Source organism: bacterium (assembly GCA_030018315.1).
GTDB lineage: Bacteria > Hydrothermota > UBA3073 > JACQXS01 > JAGMCI01 > JASEGA01.
On sequence record JASEGA010000001.1, the window covers coordinates 183,657 to 202,702 of the forward strand.

General features: G+C 36.7%; 19 protein-coding genes. 1 reads left to right on the forward strand and 18 read right to left on the reverse strand.

What is annotated here, in order from left to right; all coding sequences use genetic code 11:
• Positions 1-20: 20 nt before the first annotated feature.
• From QMD71_01045 to QMD71_01125, 17 genes are all read right to left on the reverse strand, one after another.
• Positions 21-1,085 (reverse strand): radical SAM protein, encoded by a 1,065-nt coding sequence (locus tag QMD71_01045; GenBank protein MDI6839435.1) that lies wholly within the window; start codon positions 1,083-1,085, stop codon positions 21-23.
• A 1-nt stretch (position 1,086) separates the two neighbouring features.
• Positions 1,087-2,097: a radical SAM protein gene (locus QMD71_01050; protein MDI6839436.1), complete on the reverse strand. Its 1,011-nt coding sequence runs from the start codon at positions 2,095-2,097 to the stop codon at positions 1,087-1,089.
• Between the two features lie 91 nt (positions 2,098-2,188).
• Positions 2,189-2,497 (reverse strand): PqqD family protein, encoded by a 309-nt coding sequence (locus QMD71_01055; protein ID MDI6839437.1) that lies wholly within the window; start codon positions 2,495-2,497, stop codon positions 2,189-2,191.
• 298 nt (positions 2,498-2,795) lie between these two features.
• Entirely contained in the window at positions 2,796-3,008 is a 213-nt protein-coding gene (locus tag QMD71_01060; GenBank protein ID MDI6839438.1) for a hypothetical protein, read from the reverse strand.
• A 148-nt stretch (positions 3,009-3,156) separates the two neighbouring features.
• Entirely contained in the window at positions 3,157-3,441 is a 285-nt protein-coding gene (locus QMD71_01065; GenBank protein ID MDI6839439.1) for a hypothetical protein, read from the reverse strand.
• 19 nt (positions 3,442-3,460) lie between these two features.
• The gene (locus tag QMD71_01070; GenBank protein MDI6839440.1) at positions 3,461-5,656 is read right to left on the reverse strand and encodes a tetratricopeptide repeat protein; all 2,196 of its coding nucleotides are present in this window, start codon (positions 5,654-5,656) and stop codon (positions 3,461-3,463) included.
• Between the two features lie 60 nt (positions 5,657-5,716).
• Positions 5,717-6,550: a polysaccharide biosynthesis/export family protein gene (locus QMD71_01075; GenBank protein ID MDI6839441.1), complete on the reverse strand. Its 834-nt coding sequence runs from the start codon at positions 6,548-6,550 to the stop codon at positions 5,717-5,719.
• A gap of 20 nt (positions 6,551-6,570) precedes the next feature.
• Positions 6,571-6,822 carry a DUF2283 domain-containing protein gene (locus QMD71_01080; protein ID MDI6839442.1) on the reverse strand — a complete coding sequence of 84 codons (252 nt, stop codon included), beginning with the start codon at positions 6,820-6,822 and terminating at the stop codon, positions 6,571-6,573.
• Positions 6,804-7,025 carry a hypothetical protein gene (locus QMD71_01085; GenBank protein ID MDI6839443.1) on the reverse strand — a complete coding sequence of 74 codons (222 nt, stop codon included), beginning with the start codon at positions 7,023-7,025 and terminating at the stop codon, positions 6,804-6,806. The genes QMD71_01080 and QMD71_01085 overlap by 19 nt, the downstream gene beginning before the upstream one ends.
• Before the next feature lie 113 nt (positions 7,026-7,138).
• Entirely contained in the window at positions 7,139-8,104 is a 966-nt protein-coding gene (locus tag QMD71_01090; protein MDI6839444.1) for a hypothetical protein, read from the reverse strand.
• A 52-nt stretch (positions 8,105-8,156) separates the two neighbouring features.
• Entirely contained in the window at positions 8,157-8,492 is a 336-nt protein-coding gene (locus QMD71_01095) for a DUF5615 family PIN-like protein (protein ID MDI6839445.1), read from the reverse strand.
• A gap of 3 nt (positions 8,493-8,495) precedes the next feature.
• On the reverse strand, positions 8,496-8,795 hold the full coding sequence (locus QMD71_01100; protein MDI6839446.1) for a DUF433 domain-containing protein: 300 nt from the start codon (positions 8,793-8,795) through the stop codon (positions 8,496-8,498).
• Between the two features lie 113 nt (positions 8,796-8,908).
• Positions 8,909-9,718, reverse strand: a complete 810-nt coding sequence (locus QMD71_01105; GenBank protein MDI6839447.1) for an AAA family ATPase — start codon at positions 9,716-9,718, stop codon at positions 8,909-8,911.
• A 614-nt stretch (positions 9,719-10,332) separates the two neighbouring features.
• The gene (locus QMD71_01110; GenBank protein MDI6839448.1) at positions 10,333-10,746 is read right to left on the reverse strand and encodes a hypothetical protein; all 414 of its coding nucleotides are present in this window, start codon (positions 10,744-10,746) and stop codon (positions 10,333-10,335) included.
• A gap of 418 nt (positions 10,747-11,164) precedes the next feature.
• Positions 11,165-11,470, reverse strand: coding sequence for a PqqD family protein (locus tag QMD71_01115; GenBank protein MDI6839449.1), 306 nt, complete (start codon positions 11,468-11,470; stop codon positions 11,165-11,167).
• A 106-nt stretch (positions 11,471-11,576) separates the two neighbouring features.
• Positions 11,577-13,706 (reverse strand): T9SS type A sorting domain-containing protein, encoded by a 2,130-nt coding sequence (locus tag QMD71_01120; GenBank protein MDI6839450.1) that lies wholly within the window; start codon positions 13,704-13,706, stop codon positions 11,577-11,579.
• 38 nt (positions 13,707-13,744) lie between these two features.
• Positions 13,745-15,397 carry a hypothetical protein gene (locus tag QMD71_01125; GenBank protein MDI6839451.1) on the reverse strand — a complete coding sequence of 551 codons (1,653 nt, stop codon included), beginning with the start codon at positions 15,395-15,397 and terminating at the stop codon, positions 13,745-13,747.
• 343 nt (positions 15,398-15,740) lie between these two features.
• On the opposite strand from QMD71_01125, the gene QMD71_01130 reads away from it, so the two are divergent.
• Entirely contained in the window at positions 15,741-16,988 is a 1,248-nt protein-coding gene (locus QMD71_01130) for an IS110 family transposase (GenBank protein ID MDI6839452.1), read from the forward strand.
• Between the two features lie 188 nt (positions 16,989-17,176).
• Here QMD71_01130 and QMD71_01135 read toward each other — a convergent pair whose 3' ends face one another.
• Positions 17,177-18,991, reverse strand: coding sequence for a T9SS type A sorting domain-containing protein (locus QMD71_01135; GenBank protein ID MDI6839453.1), 1,815 nt, complete (start codon positions 18,989-18,991; stop codon positions 17,177-17,179).
• Between the last annotated feature and the right edge of the window lie 55 nt (positions 18,992-19,046).

Below are 19,046 nucleotides of genomic sequence, written 5' to 3' on the forward strand. Positions count from 1 at the left end.
GGTTTCATTTTAAATTCATCCTATTCTAGAAGATGACTATTCTGCGCTAATTTATGAGCCAGTTGGCAAAAGTAATCTATAGGTTTCTCATAATCACTATTTTCCAATTTTGCTAAAGCTGGACATTGAGAACAGAGATAAAATATCTTGCAATCCTTACACTTAGAATTAGTCTGATATTTTAATGACCGAATCTCAGGATAAAGGGTATAAAATCCATCCCTAAATGCACCTTTTTTTAAGTCAAAACTCGGTTTTCGCATAAAGGTGCAAAAAATTAGCTCCCCATAAGGACTAATATGGAAAGAATACGTTCCGGCTGCACAGCGGAATAAATTATCTGAAGGAATAAAATTTTCTTTTTTAAGATAGCTTTCCTGACATTCTCCATTATCTTGAAAAAATCTATCAAGACTGGCTATCTCTTCCAGCGAGAGCCTAAAAGAGCAAGGTTCTGGTGAGCTGTCTAATTTGGGATAAAGCATTGCATTTAACTTGAATTCTATCCCTAAACTTTCAATAAAGTCTCTTATTTTATCCAGCTCATGGTAGTTAAGACAGGTTGCCTTGGTCTTGATTTTAAGAGGCAGTTTCTTATCTAAAATCATTTTAATTGCTTCCATTGCCTTTCTGAACGAACCATGTACCCGGCTTATTTTTTCATAGGTATCTTGGGTTACACCATTTAAGGTAAGCTCAATAGAAAAAGGTGGTTCTTGGGCAAGATACTCTACAATTTCCGGCGTCATCAACGTGCCATTGGTTAATATTGAGATGAGAAACCCTTTTCTCTTGGCAAAGCGGTAAATCTCCAAGAAATCGCTTCTCATAAGTGGCTCTCCTCCAGTAAAAGAGAGCCATAGGCAACCTTGTTGGTGTATTTGGTCTAAAATATTGGTTATCTCTTGAAGACTAAGTTCTTCTTTGGTTGTATCCTCTGTAACATAGCAATGAACGCATTTTAAGTTACAGCGGAAAGTAAGTTCCATCTGACCTTTAATTGGTATGGACTTACTTCCCATTTTTTGGTGGAAGTCTAAGCTAAAATCGCGATACTCAACTTCGGTTATTTTAAGGTCGTCCATCTTAATCTACTAATATTGCTTTCATCTGGTTTCGTCTATGAGCCAATTCACAGAAGTAGTTTACCGGTATTTGGGGATCGCCATTTTCCAATTTAGCTCTAGCTGGACACTGAGCACATAGGTACCAAATCTGGCAATCTCTACACTTAGAATTAGTCTGATATTTTGCAGAACGAATTCTGGGAAATAGCTGATAAAATCCTTCTTTAAAGGGACCCTGACGCAAATTGAAACTGGGACTACGCAGTAGATGGCAAAGTTGCAATTCTCCATAAGGGCTGATATTAAATAAACTGACCCCACCTCCGCAACGAAACAGATTATCCGGTTCATAAAGCTCGTGGTCAGCCTGTAAACACTCCTTCCATTCCTGGCGCATATTATTATCGCTATATTCAATATCCATTATCTCTTTAGAAGATAGACGAAACTGGCATGGTTCCTTGGAGCCGTCTAACTTGGGGATAAGGATGGAATCATACCTATACTTTACCTTTCCCAATCCGTCTACCCATTCTTTTATCTTCAATATTTCTCCCCGATTAAGAGTCATACCATTAGATTTCAAGGTCAATGGAAGCTCTTTTTCCATGATAAGATTAATCCCTTGCATACAACTTTGAAATGAACCAGGGACCTGAGTTATAGACTCGTAAGTCTCTGCAGTTATGCCATTAAGAGTAATATCAATCATAAATGGTGGATATTCTGTTAAATAATCAGCAATCTCAGGTGTGATAAGAGTGCCGTTAGTAAATATGGTGATAAGAAAACCTTTATGCTTTGCATATGTATAGATATCTAAAAAGTCGCTTCGTATCAGGGGTTCACCGCCAGTAAGACAAAGCCATAGACAGCCCTCATTATGTAATTGGTCAAGAATGTTAGTAATCTCTTGAAAAGTGAGCTCCTCTTTGGTCTTGTCTTCTACAACATAACAATGGAGACACTTAAGGTTACAACGAAAGGTAAGTTCCCATTGCCCCTGAATGGGTACCCCTTTTACTTGCATCTTATAGTAAAAATCTTCGCTGAAATAATCCTCATACTCTATTTTATGTATCCTGGAGCATTCCATAATAAAAACAACAGATGAGAAGGTACTACTTCCTCTCGCCTACTTCTCTTATTATACCACCTATTTTTTCTAATTCTTTAAAAAATTCTATAAGGTCATTTTCAGCCTTCTCATGACTTACATCAAACTCATCACATATTATCTCTTTAATATCACGCACCTTTCTTTTACCATCAATAAGTTCCCAAATACGAGCTGAAACATCATCTCGCAAAAGATAGATAGCGTTGACATCAGCCAGTCTTCGCCTAATTGGAACTAAAATAACTTCGTCATCAATTACCCTTGTAGGAACATTAGGGTCTTTCTCAAAACATTTTTCTAAGTAATCCATTTAAATTTATACTCCGAATTTTCTTAGCTATTGCGTGATTCTATCATATTCTAAACTTCTAGGGAATACTCTCAAAATAATTACATTACTCTGTTCAATGCCATAAATAATCCGGTAATCACCACTTCTATATTTGTAAATCTTGCCCTTTAAATCCTTAGGCAAATATTTCATCTTATCTCAAATAGAGGGTTTATCTCTAATCTGTTTTATAGCTCCTTGAAACTGTTTCTTAAGCTTAGGATTCCTTCTTGTCAAACTTTTCATCTCTTTAGCTGCTCGTGGGGATATCAGGAGTTTAGTCACCAAAGACCTCACTAATGGATAAGCCTTTTCCAGACTTCACTGCTTTTAATCCCTCCCTCAGCGAATTAAGAAATTCAATGTCCTTAGCCAAAAGAGTATCCTCATAATCTATTTTATTCATCAACTTGATTAATCTTACCCAATCCTCATATCGAATAACGACCTCCTCTTTTTCACCTGATTCTGATAAAACTACTTTAGGCATTTTTATCGCCTCCTATAAAAATACTTCTTATTTATTACATTATCACACAATTTTATTCATTTGTCAAGTCAAAATACAAAAAATGTGGTTAAAAGGTAAAGATTAGATTTGATATTTAATATTTAATTTTTGGTTTGAATATGTGGGACTAATTGGACGATTTTCTACTTTCTATTCTTTCCAATATTTTACCATGCTCCAATACCATTTGGGTAGTCTCTTTGACTATTTGGGAAACTTCTTTAACTATCTGTGCAATTCCAATTTGTCCTTGCTCCATATGCTCTAAAGAAGGCATCATTTGCATCTGGAGTTTACCATTACTTCTCCATATATAGGCAAGAATTACACCTAAGAGAGTTATACCTAACCCCATCAATCCTGTTGCTATACTCGTACTACCTCCATCTCTTATTTTCTGCAGTATTGCCACTTACTGCATAATTTATGCCTTATTTTAGTCTCTCTAATGCTTGTTTGGATTTGGCGGTAAGGTCAGGAACATCGCCCCTTTCTATTACCATTTGATAGAACTTTTTTGCTTCCTCTTTTTCATTTAATGCTTCCTCGCATTTAGCTGATTTATATAATACAGGGGTTATAAATTTATTTTCAGAATAGAGATACTTTACCTTAAGATATGAGGTCAATGCTTCCTTATAATTTTTGAGTTTAAAGTAAACTTCACCAAGTTCATATCTTGCTTCAGGTAATAATTCAATAAATCCACTCTCAAGAACAAGATTGAATTCATCAATTGCTGATTCAAATTTTTCTTGAATTGAAAGTAATTTTCCAAATTCAAGCCTTGCTTGAGCTAATACTTTTGGGTCATTCTCAGTGGCTAAAAGATTTTCAAAAGGCGCTCCACTCAGTAAACAGAAGTGCATAGCCTCATCGTATTTCTTATTAATGTAGGCTACATTTGCAAATTGGTAATAAGTATCTTTATTTGGGTAATGCTCAACTAACAATTTAGAGACCTCGTAAGCTGCATCAGGACGCTTAAGTGCAAGAAAGCTGGCTACCATTCCTTTCCATGCCTCCATTTGGGTAGTAGCACATTTGCTTGCTACTTCATAATTGGAAAGAGCAGCCTCATAACTTTTGTTATGATAGGCAATTTCACCAAGAAGTAATGATACGCGAGAGTCTTTTTCTGGGTAGGTTATTAATAATTTTTCCGCTTCCTTATATTTCTCAAGCTTGTAAAGGGAGAGCGCCATCCAATAAAGGGGTTCTGGTTTTTGAGTCTCCTTGTAAAGTGATTCATACCTTGAGAGCGCTTCTTTGTATTCGCCATTTTCAAAGTAAGCATTGGCAGCTGTAAGTTTTGCAGTGTAAGTAGTTAACTGGCTAAACCACTTAATAGCCTCGTTGTAATGCTTTTGCTCATAGTATATTCTGCCTATTGATTCAATTGCAATATTTCTATATTCTGGGTAATTAAGTAGCTTTTCATATACGGTAAGGGCTTTTGGATAGTCTTTTAAGGCATAGTAAGTCTTGCCCAAACCAGCTATTCCAAGCACAGTCTCACATTTAGAATAGAATTGGATGGCTTCATTGAACTTTGATAAATTATAAAATGTTTCTCCTAATAAGAAATTGGATTGCTCCTCATATTTTCCGCTTATTTTCTTTAACCTTGTAATAGCTTCCTCATAATCACCCTTTTCATAAAACGCTTTTGCAATAAGGAATTCAGTTTGAGGTAGTAGATCTGGTTCAGTTACAGCTTTTAAGTAGGATATACTTTGTTCATAGTTTTTAAGTTCAAGTGAAGCAAACCCAACAGAATACAAGGCATACTCCTGATATTTACCCTGTTTTACGAGTTTATAGAATTCAATAGCTTTTGCATATTCTTTGAGTTTAAAGTAGCCTTCACCAAGCCAATAATAAGCTTCATCCGGTCTCTTATCCTTTATTTCTGTAAATATTGTAATCCCAGAATCTATGACTCCAATCTCATAATAAGAAAGTCCAATACGAAGAGAGGCATCGACTGAGAATTTTGGGTATAACCTCTTTATAAGCTTAAATTCTTCAATTGCATCTTTATATTGATAGGTTCGGTATAAACATTCTGCGGCAAAATATTTTGAATCCGGAACTAATTCAGACTCCTTGTAAGTTTGAGCAAAGTTTATAAACTCACGGCGTGCCAGTTTATACACGCCATCATTAAAGAGTCCCATAGCAAATTTGAATTCATCATCTATTTTAGAAATACCTACCTGAGCCTCAGGTATACCTACCACTCTCTCTTTAGCGGGTGCCTTCTTTTTTATTACCTGCTCTCGTTCTACAATAGACTCTTTTATTATTGCCTCTTGTGTAGAGACATCAAGAACCACAGTCTCTGGTGCTCTCAGAGGTTCAACTGACTCCAGGACTCTTGGGGGTTCAATCTCAACAACCTTGGTAGTTTCAACTAACTCCGGTACTCTCAGGGTCTCAATCTCAGCAACTTTAGTAGTTTCTATTAGCTCTGGTACTATCAAGGTTTCAATCTCAGCAACCTTGGTAGTTTCTCCTAATGCAGTATATAGAGGAGTTTCCATTCTACCACTATGCATTCCCTCACGTGGTGCGCAAGAGAACCCTAAAGTAAAGAGAAGAATTAAAAAACTAAATTTATGCACTTAAACCTCCTTTTAGTATAAAACTGTAAAGATTGTTCAGTTTTTACACTTTAATTAATATTACCTCATTAAAAGATATATAGTAAGACAAAGACTAATGACAGGAACAAATCGGTTAGCAAATTCAAGTGTCTCAATAATGATATTTCTCTTCCTGGGAACAATAACCACATCACCGGGAATCAAAATAGCATCACTACCTTTTTCTAAGTTTATTGTTGAACTTTTCTTACTTTTTATCACTTTTATATGCTTAAGGTCGGCGTCTTTCGTAAAGCCACCTACTTTGTCCATCAAGTCGGATAATACCATCTCTTTGCTTTCTGAAGGTAATGGACCCGGCCGTAAGACTTCGCCAAGAAATATAACATCTTTAAGTGCAGGCACCTGTATTATATCTAAAGGCTCAAGCATCACTTTATAAGCTGCCTTTATATCAAACCTTATCTCCAAGCCAGTCTTCCTTGTTAGGTATATTTTATCCACATCAGCATTTTTAAGTGCCCCCTTTGCAAACCCTAAAGCATCAACAACTGTATTACCATTTTTAAAGCTGTAAACACCGGGCTCCAAAACTTGTCCAAATACATAGACCTTGTTCTTAGCAGGCTGAACCATAAGGACAGAGACAAAAGGATTCTTAACCCAAAGTTCAATCTTCTCAGCTATTTCCTTTTCAAGTGAGTCACAGGTCAAAGATTCTGCTTTCACCTTACCTGCAAGTGGCAAAAATATAGTGCCATCACTACCCACAGCTACACGCTTCTCAGTTAACTCATCTACACCAAGAACAGAGACTTCAAGTATATCACCTACTTCTATAATATCACATTGGGCTGTGAGAGGAATATACAATAAAATGCTAAGAAATGGAAGCAACCAATTTATTCTCATATCGTGATAGTTTAGTTTTTCTATAATCTTTTTATTAATCCATCAGCTGATGGATACTGCTTTACAGCTTCAGCTAATCGTCTTGCAATAGGTTTAGCTAACCTTTTCGTGATTTCAGTTATTTCTAACCCTACTATCTCACCTTTTTCGTCATACTCTAACCTTACACCATCTTCTTTCTCTTCCGAATGCACAGAGGCGCCTTTTTTTAAAGAAACATACAATACATCCACGTCTTCATCAAACCATATCTTTATTTTATCTTTATCCACCGTATTCCCTCATTCCTTTCTATCTCTCGGTTTATATCTCTGCATGGATAAATTGTTACAACCTTTAATTTATCATTTTCCTTAATATATGGAATTACAAGATATGTATGAATACCTCTAATCTTCGTTTTTCCCATCGCTACCATTGCTTTTGAAAATAAATCATAAAAGAGATAATCAGGAGATTCCAACACATTTTTCACCTTGGCCCGCTCAGCTTTCGCTCTTTAATTTTTCTTTTAGCATGGTCAGAAAATATTATTTGGGCACTTTGCATTTAAATCTTTACAAATTAGTTGTAGTAGTTTTAGAGTCATCACGGGCTCTCTTTTGGAAGTTCATTTTCACTAATCATTCTCTTAATAGAAACCACGGGCGACGATACAGACAAATCGATAAGTTTTGCCTCTTTTAACTTTTTACCATCTGTCCCAAACATTACCTCAACAATAGGAGACATTGGTTTTCCTATTGTTTCTTTTGTTACTACTCCAATTTCTTTTGTTGAAAGTTCAACATAAGTACCACGCGGATAAATACCTACTTCTTCAATAAAAGCTTTAATAACACTGGCATCAAATGGGGCACCATTCTTTTCTATTATTGCTGTCAGAGCATTGTATGAAGAACACTTTTTGCTTACCTCTGGGTCCGGGTGTTGTATCATAGTGATGTAGAAATCTACTATAATTAAAATCTTTGTTAAAGGATGAATTTCACCCTTGATATCAAGAGATGGGCATCCTATATCATCTAAGCGCTCATGATGCTGGTATATAATAGATTTGACAGTCTCACTTATTCCGTCTACCTTTTCTAAAAGTTTAGTATCATCAAGCCACTTCTCTTTTGCTATAAGATATTCTTTGTTTTTTATTTTTAATATTTCTGAAGGTGGCATATGACGACCGATACAGTGAAGTAACGAAGCAGTGCCAAGTTCTATTAAATCATTGAAAAGAAGCTTTAGATTATACCCAGTAGCCAGACACAGTATACATACATTTACTGAATGCATGGGGACATAATTCTCTAAAGTAGGCATAGTGTATGCCATATCTATCACACCACTCTCATCTGAACCCACCGTATCTACAAGAAGCTTTACAATTTCTTTTGGAGATTCAAATCTGACCCCTTTTTTATCAACTTTACTAAACAAATCTTTAAGGTATGCAACTGCTTTTTCATACACAGAGGAAACGGTAACTTCACGCTGAGGTGTAAGGGGTTGAGGAAACTCAAATTTGCCACCCCCTTTTAACGCTTCCCTAAATTTCATAGCTACACTTTCCTACTTAAATCACCCCAATAGACTTAAATTTCAAAAATCATTAAAGCCAAAATAATTGATTAATAATGTCCTCTCTTGTCTTTTTGAAAAGAAAATTAGAAAGCTTGACGACGGTCTCGGAAAGAGACAGTTGCTTTGAAACTATTATACCATAATGTCTCTTATTTGTTTTTGTATATTTAAGATGTAGTTTTATAAAATGCCTCACATTAAAAGTAAAAATAGCCTTCTTTTGGCTAATAGCAAATTCAAGTTGCTCCTCATCGTCAAGTCCCCATTTCTGTAATTCATATGCGCTTACCACATCATATCCTTTAAGCCGAAGTGAGATAGCAACCCTCTTATGGACATCTTCGTCCAAATATAGACTTAGCATCTCTCATTTAGGTTTGAGGGTTCTATCAGGAGCTAACTTAAGGTTAAACTCTTTCTCTATATATTCAAGCGAATCCTCCTCAATATCTTCTTCTATTTCATTTTTGTGATCATGGTAGTAAGCAAGTGTATCAAAGAGCTGGGCAGGTGTAATATTTGGGAAACCATCAAGTATATCTTCTATTGACATACCCGCTTTGTAATGGATAACAAGTGCCTTCACAGGTAATTTAGTCCCCTTAACAAACGGGACTCCATCTATTTTCTCTATGTACTTATACTCGGATTTCACAACTAATGGCATATTTATATCTCCATTCAAATAAATTCTACGACAAAGTAAAGCAGATATCAGGCCTCAATTTACTACCCGGTCTTAACGCATCACGAAATTTCATTTGCACAGCATTCTACGAACTATTCAGCCCGGTCTTTAACTACATCACTCACTATATCTTTATCTATCATTTTAACTTTGTTGAAAAAGCCAGATAAAAGTGATAAGTCACATACTGTATTTATACGTCTCGGTATTCCATCAGAGTAGTTGTATATCTCATTTATTGCATCATTAGTAAAAATCTCTCTTTTCAGCCCCACTATACCAAGCCTGTACCGTATATAATTTTGGGTGTCAGTATAATTAAACTTACTGATAGAACATCTGAGTGTAATCCGTTGTGCAAGTGACTTTAGTCTATCAATTGTTTTAATAATTTCGGGCTGACCCGATAGTAAAAGAGTTAATAATTGCCTATTTTCGTAATACATATTAAGAAACAGCCTACACTCTTCAAATACAGCATCGTCATCTATAGTGTGAGCTTCATCTATAATTATAACTGTATTTTTACCATTTAATATACTATCAATTAATAATTTTTCTAAAGTATGTAAAACATCCGACTTTTTATATGGGGCAGAATCACCGGTTAGCCTGTAGACTATTTCTCGCAGTAACTCAATGTTATCCATCAAAGGATTAGATATATAGGCAAACTTCCTACCTGTATTTTTAAACTCATCAGTAAGAGCATTTAAGACAACAGTCTTGCCACAGCCAAACCCACCAAAGAGTATGCCACATCCCTTCTCTCCATTGACCAAGTATTGTAAGCGTATCAATGCCTCTTCATGACTCTCAGACCTGTAAAAGAAACGGGGATCAGGTACATTTTTAAATGGCTCTTCAGTTATTCCCCAATATTCATTATAAACTCCTTGCATACTTTAATATAAAGTAAGCAGTAAAATACAATTTGTCAAGAAAAAAAGTGATTTTGTGTAGTTGCCAATAACAAAATGTTAAAAATAATTACTAAAAAAATGGCGGGGGAGGATTTTACTAAATATTTAATAAACTCTCCAATAGAAATTTCATTCGCTGAAATGCCTATCCCTAAACAGCGGGGGCGTCAGTTGGTTTTAATATAAAGAGAAAAACAATAAGGGCTCACGCCTATTTTCTTTTCACATAATTAGAAAAATTTTTGAAAAATCCTTGCTTTGTTGAATAAATATTTTTGGCACCTTTGATTTTCAACCTCTGACTTGGTTTTAGACAATTTTGACCTTGTCATTCTGAACAAAGTGAAGAATCTCATAAATCGGTGTCAATCAAGGTGTTGCAAGTTTTGTAAAGCGAATTATTCAACAAAGCAATTTTTTGACACTTAATGGGAATAGAAAAATTGTGTAAAAGCAATAAATTCCTTATTTAAGAGAAATATATATCTGTGACTATGGTTTTATTTTCAACCTCCATGGAAAGAGATTTAATTTTTATTAATTTTCTTGAATTTATTTAAATAAAAGAAGTAGGTAAGCTGTCCCCCATCCTCTTACCCCCATTTTACTTTTTTATTTTGTTTTAAGTACTGGTTTTTTGTTCCCTCAGGAATCTCCACAGGAATAGTTGGACTTTCAAGAGTAGATGGACTATATTCTAAAGCTAACTTACTGCTTTCTCCTTTTTCTACACATCTTACCCACTTTACATGTGTCCAATCGAGCCACCCATCATATAACCTTACCCGAACTCTTCTATTTGTGTTATTAATGTATTGGTTTACTGAACTACCTATTGCTTTTACATACCACCAGGCAAGCTCGTGACCTGCAGTCCCAAAGCTATCCCATTTGTTATCGTCATAGTTATATAAATCCATAACAGCCCCACTTATGGGATCCCATCCATTGTCATACATATATGCCATAAACATTAGTGTGGTTGTACCAAAGTTGTGAAATTCCATACAGGACCTACAATTGTTAAAAAATTGCAGAAATGGAATATTGAGATTTCTTTATGTTTTTATCCAAAAATCATTGAGAAGTAGAAAAAAATTATTGAAAGATAAGCGAAAAACATTGAAATTTTTCTGTATTTTATTGTGAAATATAGAAAATTATAGGTTTAAAACTACTACTAAATATAGAAAATTTTGATTTAGTTTGGGCTAGATGTAGTTATAATCCCCTGATAGGATTTGATATTCTATTTGTCCTAGCTTTAAGATATGGTTACAAATCCCGATAAATCGGGAAACCTCCTCTCTTTCACTCAAATATTGTAACCATCACTTAAAGATACTCCATCTAATTTTAACAAAATACAGCCTTATATCTGTCATTCTAATTGTAGTAGAGAATCTACCCAATCACAATAATTTCTTAACGACTACCTGAAATCAGAGTTATTCCACCCAGTTTCTCAATATCTTTAATAAATGTAATTAAATCATTTTCTGCTGTTTTAGGACTGACTTCAAACTTATTAGTTAGATTCTCACTAATCTCTTTGAGACTTTTTTTACCATCTAATAATTCCCAGATGAAAGCTGATGTCTCATTTAAGACAACGATAGAATGCGCTTCCACAGCCTCTGCCTTTATAGGAACAAGGATAACTTCATCCACGACTTTACGATAGACAAAGTTAGGATTTCTTTTATATATACGGGATAAAAAATTGTGCACAGTACCTCATATCTCAAATTTCTCACAAAATCTACTATCTCACTGTCCGGTTTAAACCCTAATTCAAAAATCGGTAAACCCAACCTCATTTGGTCAAAGAGTTTTTTCAAATGAAAACAAATTTTTTAGAAATTGCCCCACTTTCTGTAGTTAATCTTATAAAATATACTCCAGATGTCAAGTCTATTTTTGTATTTATCTCATGCCGACCACTATCAGACACACCATCAAATAATGACTTGATATTCCTACCTGCCACATCATACAAAGATAACTGAATTCTACCTCTTTTAGACATTGAATACCTTATAGTTATCTCTTTTCCGCTGATTATATTTCCTTTTACAAAAAGCAAGTTATCACCTACTGTAGAGAAATCACTACGAACTTCTTCTATACTTACACCCGGATGATACTTTATCGTTACAATATCCATACCCGTAAATGCATCACTGTACGAAGTGCCAGTGACATATATATTGCCAGCATCATCAACCACTACAGCTGATGCGCCATCAGCATAATAAGAGTTGTTATATCTTGACTCCCATAGTAATTCACCAGCCGAAGAATATTTAAGTGTTGCAAAATCACACCCTGTCCGATTGCCATAACTACCACCCGTCAGAAATACATCACCAGCTTCATCAATCGCTATGTCTGTCACAAAATCGTAAGATTTAATTGGACCATTATACTCTTTATGCCAGAGAAGTTCACCATCCGAAGAATACTTAAGAACTAAATAGTCAGCATTATCATTAGACCAAGAAGAAGTGCCACCAATATAAATATTGCCAAAAGCGTCACATTTGATTGCAGTTGGGATATCATTACCATTACCAATAGAATTGTAATACTGCACCCAAAGAAGTTCACCAGAAGGCGAATACTTTATTGTTAGGAAGTCATAACCACCAGTAGCATTATAACTTGCACCTGTTATGTATACATTATTATAAGAATCTTTACAAATTGCACAGGGGTAATCATCACCATTCCCTACACCATTAAACCACTTTACCCAGAGAGTATCACCACTTGATGAGTACTTAATTGTGAGGAAATCATAATTGTTTGTAACTCTGCGAGCCTTGCCAGTTATGTAAATATCATCATTGGACGCCACAACAATTCCTGCAGGTGAAGCTGTACCTCCTAACGGATATCTCCGTGTCCAAATGACATTACCTTGAGAGGAATATTTAATAGTCGCCCAATCATATTCTCCATACACTAAACCACTATATCCAGTGACTATAATATTACCATTATTATCAACAGCTATTGCACTTGAGAAATCACGGTTATAGTCGTAGTATTGAGTCCATAACACACTGCCTTGCTGAGAATACTTAATTAATTTATAATCATAATATGTCTGACTAGAACTTGTCCATCTTGTGCCTAAGAAATAGCAATTACCTTCTTTATCAACCACAAATCCTGCAGGTGCTGAGCCATCAGTCCTTTTCCAAATAGTGTCGCCATCTAATGAATATTTAATAATCATTGAGGCATCCCCATTCTGCCAGAAGGTCTCACCCGGCTGATATACAGGCCAGCCGGTTGGATAACTGTAAGCTCCACAAGTCAGTACATATAGGCAGAAAGGAGTAAGGAATAAGTCAACCGCTTTGTCAGAGCAGATGCTGCCATCCCACTGTGAGTATCTTCTCACCCAGACAGTGTCGGGTAAGTTTTGACTCGGAACAGTATAATGGAGGTACCCATCACGCCGATGATGAGAAATGTGCGACCCAGACAAGCTAATCATTTTATTTGTAAACAGATTAAGTGCAGTAGCTACAGTATCTTTTACTTCAAAAGTTATATATGCTAAGATGCCACTACCAGTTTGATAGTGTTCGCCTAGGATGGCCTCCATGCACATTAGAGATGGGAAAGGACTGTCTTGGAAACTCCAAGAAAAAAACTTTGTGCTAATGCCACCTTGTGATAGGAAAGGTCCTCTTTCAATGTTGATTAATTTTAAATTAGAGCTATCAGTTCCGTTCCACCTCAGCCCTACTTGATAAGTATGAAGCATATTAATATTAGCAACTCTAATCTCAACCTGAAAAGTATCGCCAATCGCTAAATTTTTAACTGTATCGGGATAGACATAAAGCGAACAATTGTCCGCAGGATCCCGTGAATAAGGGTTCTCTCCTGAAAAAGATAAGTGTGAAAACACAACACCCACTGTGATAATATCCACTATCCTTCTACACATATCACACCTCCATTTTTTCTTATTTACACACTTTTAACCTACAACAGACGCACTACTTTGAATGTCCTGTCTATTTCGCCCTCTATCCGAATAAAGTAGACTCCATTAGAGACCCCAGTTGGAAGTGATAAATTATGCTGTCCTTTGCCCATCATACCGTCAAATAGGTAAGCGAGCATCCTGCCAGATAAATCGTATAGTATAGCCTTAATATAGGATGCCTTCTCAAGTGAAAAACTAATCGTCCGACCTAAAAATGAAACGGACTCCTCTTGCATTTCTTTCTGACTCTCTAAAATACCTTGAGACTGTACATACTTTATTGTAGCATAGGCAAACCCAGTAATACTACTTGGACTGCCACCAGTTATATAAACATTGCTCTCGTTGTCCACAGCAATGCCCCACGCCCCACAAGCCCAAGTCTCATGCGCAAACCCAGTGTAACGAGCTACCCAGAGCTCATTACCATCTTTATCATACTTGACTGTTGCAAAGTAATCATTCCAATCTTCTCCACTACTATACCCAGTCACATAAACACCGCCTTCATCATCTACACAAATTGCATTAGCAATGTCCCATTTTGGGAGATGTGTATTCCCTGCATCATACCTTTTCGACCATAAAAGGTCGCCATCAGGAGAATACTTAAGCGTAATGTAGTCAAGACGTGTAGTTGATGTCATACTCACACCTGTCACATAGACATTGCCAATAGCGTCAATTACTAAATCGCAAGCCTCATCGTCATTTTCAGGACCACTATACTTCTGAACCCAGAGCTCGTTGCCATTTCTGTCATACTTAATTGTAGTAATATCTCCAACAAAACCATTCACATAATAACTACGCCCCGAAATATAAACATTACCATAGCTATCTGCCTTAATAAGATAAGAATAATCATCTTTATTATTTGGCCCGTTGTATCTTGCAACCCATAATTCGTTCCCCCAACAGTCGTACTTGATGGTTGTGTAGTCATAACCATAGCCACCACCAAACCCCTTACTTGCCCCGGTTACATAGATATTTGATGGACTGGATGGGTCTACTGTCACCCTATATGCTATATCTGCAGAGTTTGCCGGTCCATTATATTTTACTCGCCACACCTCATCCCCATTTGCATTATACTTTATTGTACAAAAATTTACTCCCCCCTCTGCATTTTTATCATCTGAGCTGCCAGTGACATACACATGCCCCCTATCATCAATTGCTAAATCCAAAGCCTGATTCCAACCAATATTTGCTGTGCCATGATATGTCCTCACCCAGAGCTCATTCCCATCTTTATCATACTTAACTGTCACCCACTTCTCATCCCCAGTACTTGGATTCTTGCTTACACCTGTCACATAAATATTGCAGGAATTGTCAACTGCCATTGTACCCCATGCACTGAAGAAAGGACCGTCATCCCAATGTTCCAGACTATCATAACGAGCTGACCAAAGCTCATTACCATCATTGTCATACTTAATAATTAAATAGTCAGCTCCTGTAACTTTACCTACACTTGACCCAAACACACAGACATTGCCTTCATTATCCAATCTGAGAGCCTTTGCTACATCACTACTATCTGCTGGTCCATTGTATCTTCTCACCCATGCAGTATCTACCTGAGCTAATGCTACTCCATTAAAAAGGAGCCCTAAAATTAGAAACTTATACCAATTCATACTTACCTCCTATAAAGTTCATAGGTAATAGTATTAGTAAATTAATACTAAGACTATGTACCTATAAAGATTATTTTAGCTTTACTGTGCAACTTTTTATGATAAAATATCTAAAAACTTGCATGTCCTTTCAACAGGTCGACAGCTTGTAACCCTCCTTATGGTCCCAATTGCCGGGAACCATTTGCCAAAGATCGCTGCTTCCTGCTGGTCTAACTGGGAACTTTTATTTAGGATACTATGGATCCTGGTTGATACCGGGATAACATTTATTTCCCAGGCTAAGTTTAGTTAGACACTTGCAGGATACTGTTGAAAGCTCATTAGCAAGAAAGGAGAAACCATGTATTACTTAGGGATAGATGTGGCTAAAAGAAGCCATCGTGCCGTAGTACTTGATTCACAGGGAGAAAAGCTGAGTAAATCATTCTCCTTCGACAATTCGCAAGAAGGAATGAAATCTCTCACTTTGTATCTCGAGAAGCGACCCATCTCTAAAACTGAACTCCTTACAGGTATGGAAGCCACTGGAAATTACTGGGAAAATCTGTATTCCTTCCTCACTAATAAAGGCTTTAAAGTAATCCTACTCAATCCATATCAGGTTAATAAGTTCCGTCAGGCGCTTGGTAAAAAAGCTAAAACTGACGACATTGATGCTCTCGTGATCGCAGGGCTTTTGAGATCAAATGAATATCAGAATTCCTATGTCCCCCCAGAGAAGATCGAGAATTTAAGAGAACTTACAAAACTAAGATACGAATTCATAAAGGACTTGAGAAACTACAAACGTCAGGCCATGTCGCTTCTAAACCTTGTTTTCCCAGAATATCAGAAGACAGTTATTAAAAACCCTTCTGCTATCGCTTCCGCTGCAATTCTTAAGGAATATCCAACAGCAATACACTTAGCACAAACTAAGCCCAAGAAAATTGAGCGCATTGTCAGGTCTATAAAGGGCAACAATTTTAACATCAGGGAGATCGAGCATCTTATTTCCACAGCCAAAGATTCCATTTATTCAGGAAAGAGCGCAGAGATAAGAGGTATGAATCTCAAAATGATACTCTCCCATATCCAGAACTTTGAAGAATCTATCAAGACCATCGATGACCAGATAGACGCTATTCTGTTCCCCTCACAGGATGATAATAATCAGCCGGGAGGAAATCTTTTTACCATACCAGGTGTTGGGCCAAAGATAGTTGCTACTTTCCTCTCAATAGCAGGAGAAAATGGGAATGCTTTTGAAAAAGGGACTAAAATCATAGGTCATATTGGGTTCTTTCCTCAAATCTTTGAATCAGGGGAGAAGAGAAAAGATAATAAGATTTCAAATCGAGGCCCAAAGTATGCTCGTTGGGGGTTCTATATAGGGAGTGTAACCTGCATCAAGCATAATCCTGAGTTCCGACAACTATATCATAATAAGATCTCTCAAGGGAAGACTGGAAAGCAAGCGATTATATATGTGGGCAAAAAGCTTATTCACATGATGCTTAGCATGGCTGAATCTGACGAAACTTATAGTCCTGAACAAGTGTTTAAGCCTATTCACTTATACAAATGTCAAAGAGCAACAGTTACTTAAAATTTTTTACTTTTGTACTTGACACTTATAGGATGTCTTTCCCTATCTCTCCACCTTTCGTATTGCAATACACACAGTTAAGATTACACCGATAGGTGAGAAACCACATAACTTCTATAAGTGGTATCTTTGGAATAACTTTATGCATAAGATTTTATTTTCTCATCTCACTTACCAATCCCGAGGTTCTACAGTAAGATAATCTTATTTGTCCTACTTGTATTTCTTCCTTTTATCTGGCAAAAATATATGCCAGATGGGACATATAGACCTTGGTTATCAGTCCTATTCCAAGTAAATGTGTAACTACCTGCACCTAAATTACTGCTAAAAATAGTCTTTACTAAACGCCCACAAATATTATAGATGCTAATAGTAACAGGCTCCATGCCTTCAATAGAGAATTGAATTGAGATAGATTTATGAAAAGGATTTGGATAAATACTAAAATTAGAGGCTGTTGGCAGTGATACTTCAGCTACTCCAACCAAAGGTTGGTTGCTCTTAGCATAATAGATTTCTTCCTTATTTTCTTGGGCCCCATCCGGATATGCCCACCAGGTTATGTGCCCATAACCACTATTGTCAATTGTAAACCATCTAATACTACCAAAAGTACCCCAGTCATAGAAATTATTATTTGTCACACGTGCAGTTTTCCATTCTCCTTTAATATTTGTACCATACAGAACTTCAGGATAAATGGTGGTATAACCTCTTACAAAAACAAAGTGAGTTTTATTATTTCCATCCACAGCAATAGATGGTGACATAGTATGAATTGTCATTTCTAACCCAAGGTCTACACATTCCCAGCTACCACTCTCATTCGTCGCATACCAGATGTAGTGGGGAGCGCTGCGGTCCTCCTTCCAAGTAAGATATATTTTACCATTAGCAGATACAGCAAGTGAAGGACACATATCACCTTTATCACTTGTACTGACCTTTGTACTCACCCAGCTCCCACTTTCATTTGTGATATACCAGATATCAAAAGTGTTAGGAGAGCCCACTACTCCCTTAGAATAAGCAATATGTATATGACCTTGGGGAGAAATAGCAATAGAAGGAAAACAACAGCCCCCAGTCTCATCTATTTTTGAAACCACCCAGCTACTAGTCTTATTTGTAGCATAACAAAGGGCTTTCTGAGGATAATTGCAAAATGCAATATGGGCATAGCCTTCTGCATCTAATGCAAGGTTCGGGTCATCACCACCCATAGTATCAATGATTACACCCTCCCAGTATCCACTCTTGTTTGTAGTATATCCAAGTGCCCGGCGCTGAGAACAGGCAACATTTAATGCAATATGAGCACTGCTATCATTATCTACTGCAATAGAAGGCCATCTCTTAGCACCACTTGGAAGAGAGGTGATCTGCTCAGAAACCCAGCTACCACTTTTATTTGTCAAGTAGAAGAGCTCGTATGTCGTTTGGGATGTCCCTGAACAATAAGCAATATGTGCCTTACCATTTGCGTCTACTGCTATAGAAGGATAAAAGTCACAAATAGCATTGTAAGTGAGACGCTGTATTGTCCAGGTAATCTCTAAAGTATCTTCTGGCGGTTCAGGACCCTCAGTCTTTATCAGCCAGACATCCTGCTGCCCACCATATGTAGTTGTACCAGCTATGATATAGCCACCATCTTTAGTCTGTGCTCCTGAGCGACCGTCATCCGTATGATCTCCACCATACGTCCTTGTCCAAATTGTATCACCAAGCGAATCTGTCTTTATTAACAAAATATCATCCTCACTGTATGGACGACGAGTTGTACCAGCTATGATATAGCCACCACCTGTTGTCTGTGCCATTGAGTAGCTTATCTCGCTATAAGTTCCACCATATGTCTTTGTCCATAAGGTGTCCGGTGCCTGGGCAAGTAACTTTATTACTAAGAGAAGCAGTGCCATCCCAACAAAAAGAATTATTGGGAATTTGTAATTAGTAAATCGTTTCAAAATTTTCTCACCCTTTCTATAATTTTGCATTCCCAACCTGTCCCATGTCAGGACGGATTTGCAATTTGCATTTTTAATTCCCCCA

Coding starts and splice junctions, on each gene's coding strand:
- QMD71_01045 (MDI6839435.1), bottom strand. CDS start 1,085: ATGGACGACCTTAAAATAACCGAAGTTGAGTATCGCGATTTTAGCTTA.
- QMD71_01050 (MDI6839436.1), bottom strand. CDS start 2,097: ATGCAAGTAAAAGGGGTACCCATTCAGGGGCAATGGGAACTTACCTTT.
- QMD71_01055 (MDI6839437.1), bottom strand. CDS start 2,497: ATGGATTACTTAGAAAAATGTTTTGAGAAAGACCCTAATGTTCCTACA.
- QMD71_01060 (MDI6839438.1), bottom strand. CDS start 3,008: ATGCCTAAAGTAGTTTTATCAGAATCAGGTGAAAAAGAGGAGGTCGTT.
- QMD71_01075 (MDI6839441.1), bottom strand. CDS start 6,550: ATGAGAATAAATTGGTTGCTTCCATTTCTTAGCATTTTATTGTATATT.
- QMD71_01090 (MDI6839444.1), bottom strand. CDS start 8,104: ATGAAATTTAGGGAAGCGTTAAAAGGGGGTGGCAAATTTGAGTTTCCT.
- QMD71_01095 (MDI6839445.1), bottom strand. CDS start 8,492: ATGCTAAGTCTATATTTGGACGAAGATGTCCATAAGAGGGTTGCTATC.
- QMD71_01100 (MDI6839446.1), bottom strand. CDS start 8,795: ATGCCATTAGTTGTGAAATCCGAGTATAAGTACATAGAGAAAATAGAT.
- QMD71_01105 (MDI6839447.1), bottom strand. CDS start 9,718: ATGCAAGGAGTTTATAATGAATATTGGGGAATAACTGAAGAGCCATTT.
- QMD71_01110 (MDI6839448.1), bottom strand. CDS start 10,746: ATGGAATTTCACAACTTTGGTACAACCACACTAATGTTTATGGCATAT.
- QMD71_01120 (MDI6839450.1), bottom strand. CDS start 13,706: ATGTGTAGAAGGATAGTGGATATTATCACAGTGGGTGTTGTGTTTTCA.
- QMD71_01125 (MDI6839451.1), bottom strand. CDS start 15,397: ATGAATTGGTATAAGTTTCTAATTTTAGGGCTCCTTTTTAATGGAGTA.
- QMD71_01130 (MDI6839452.1), top strand. CDS start 15,741: ATGTATTACTTAGGGATAGATGTGGCTAAAAGAAGCCATCGTGCCGTA.
- QMD71_01135 (MDI6839453.1), bottom strand. CDS start 18,991: ATGCAAAATTATAGAAAGGGTGAGAAAATTTTGAAACGATTTACTAAT.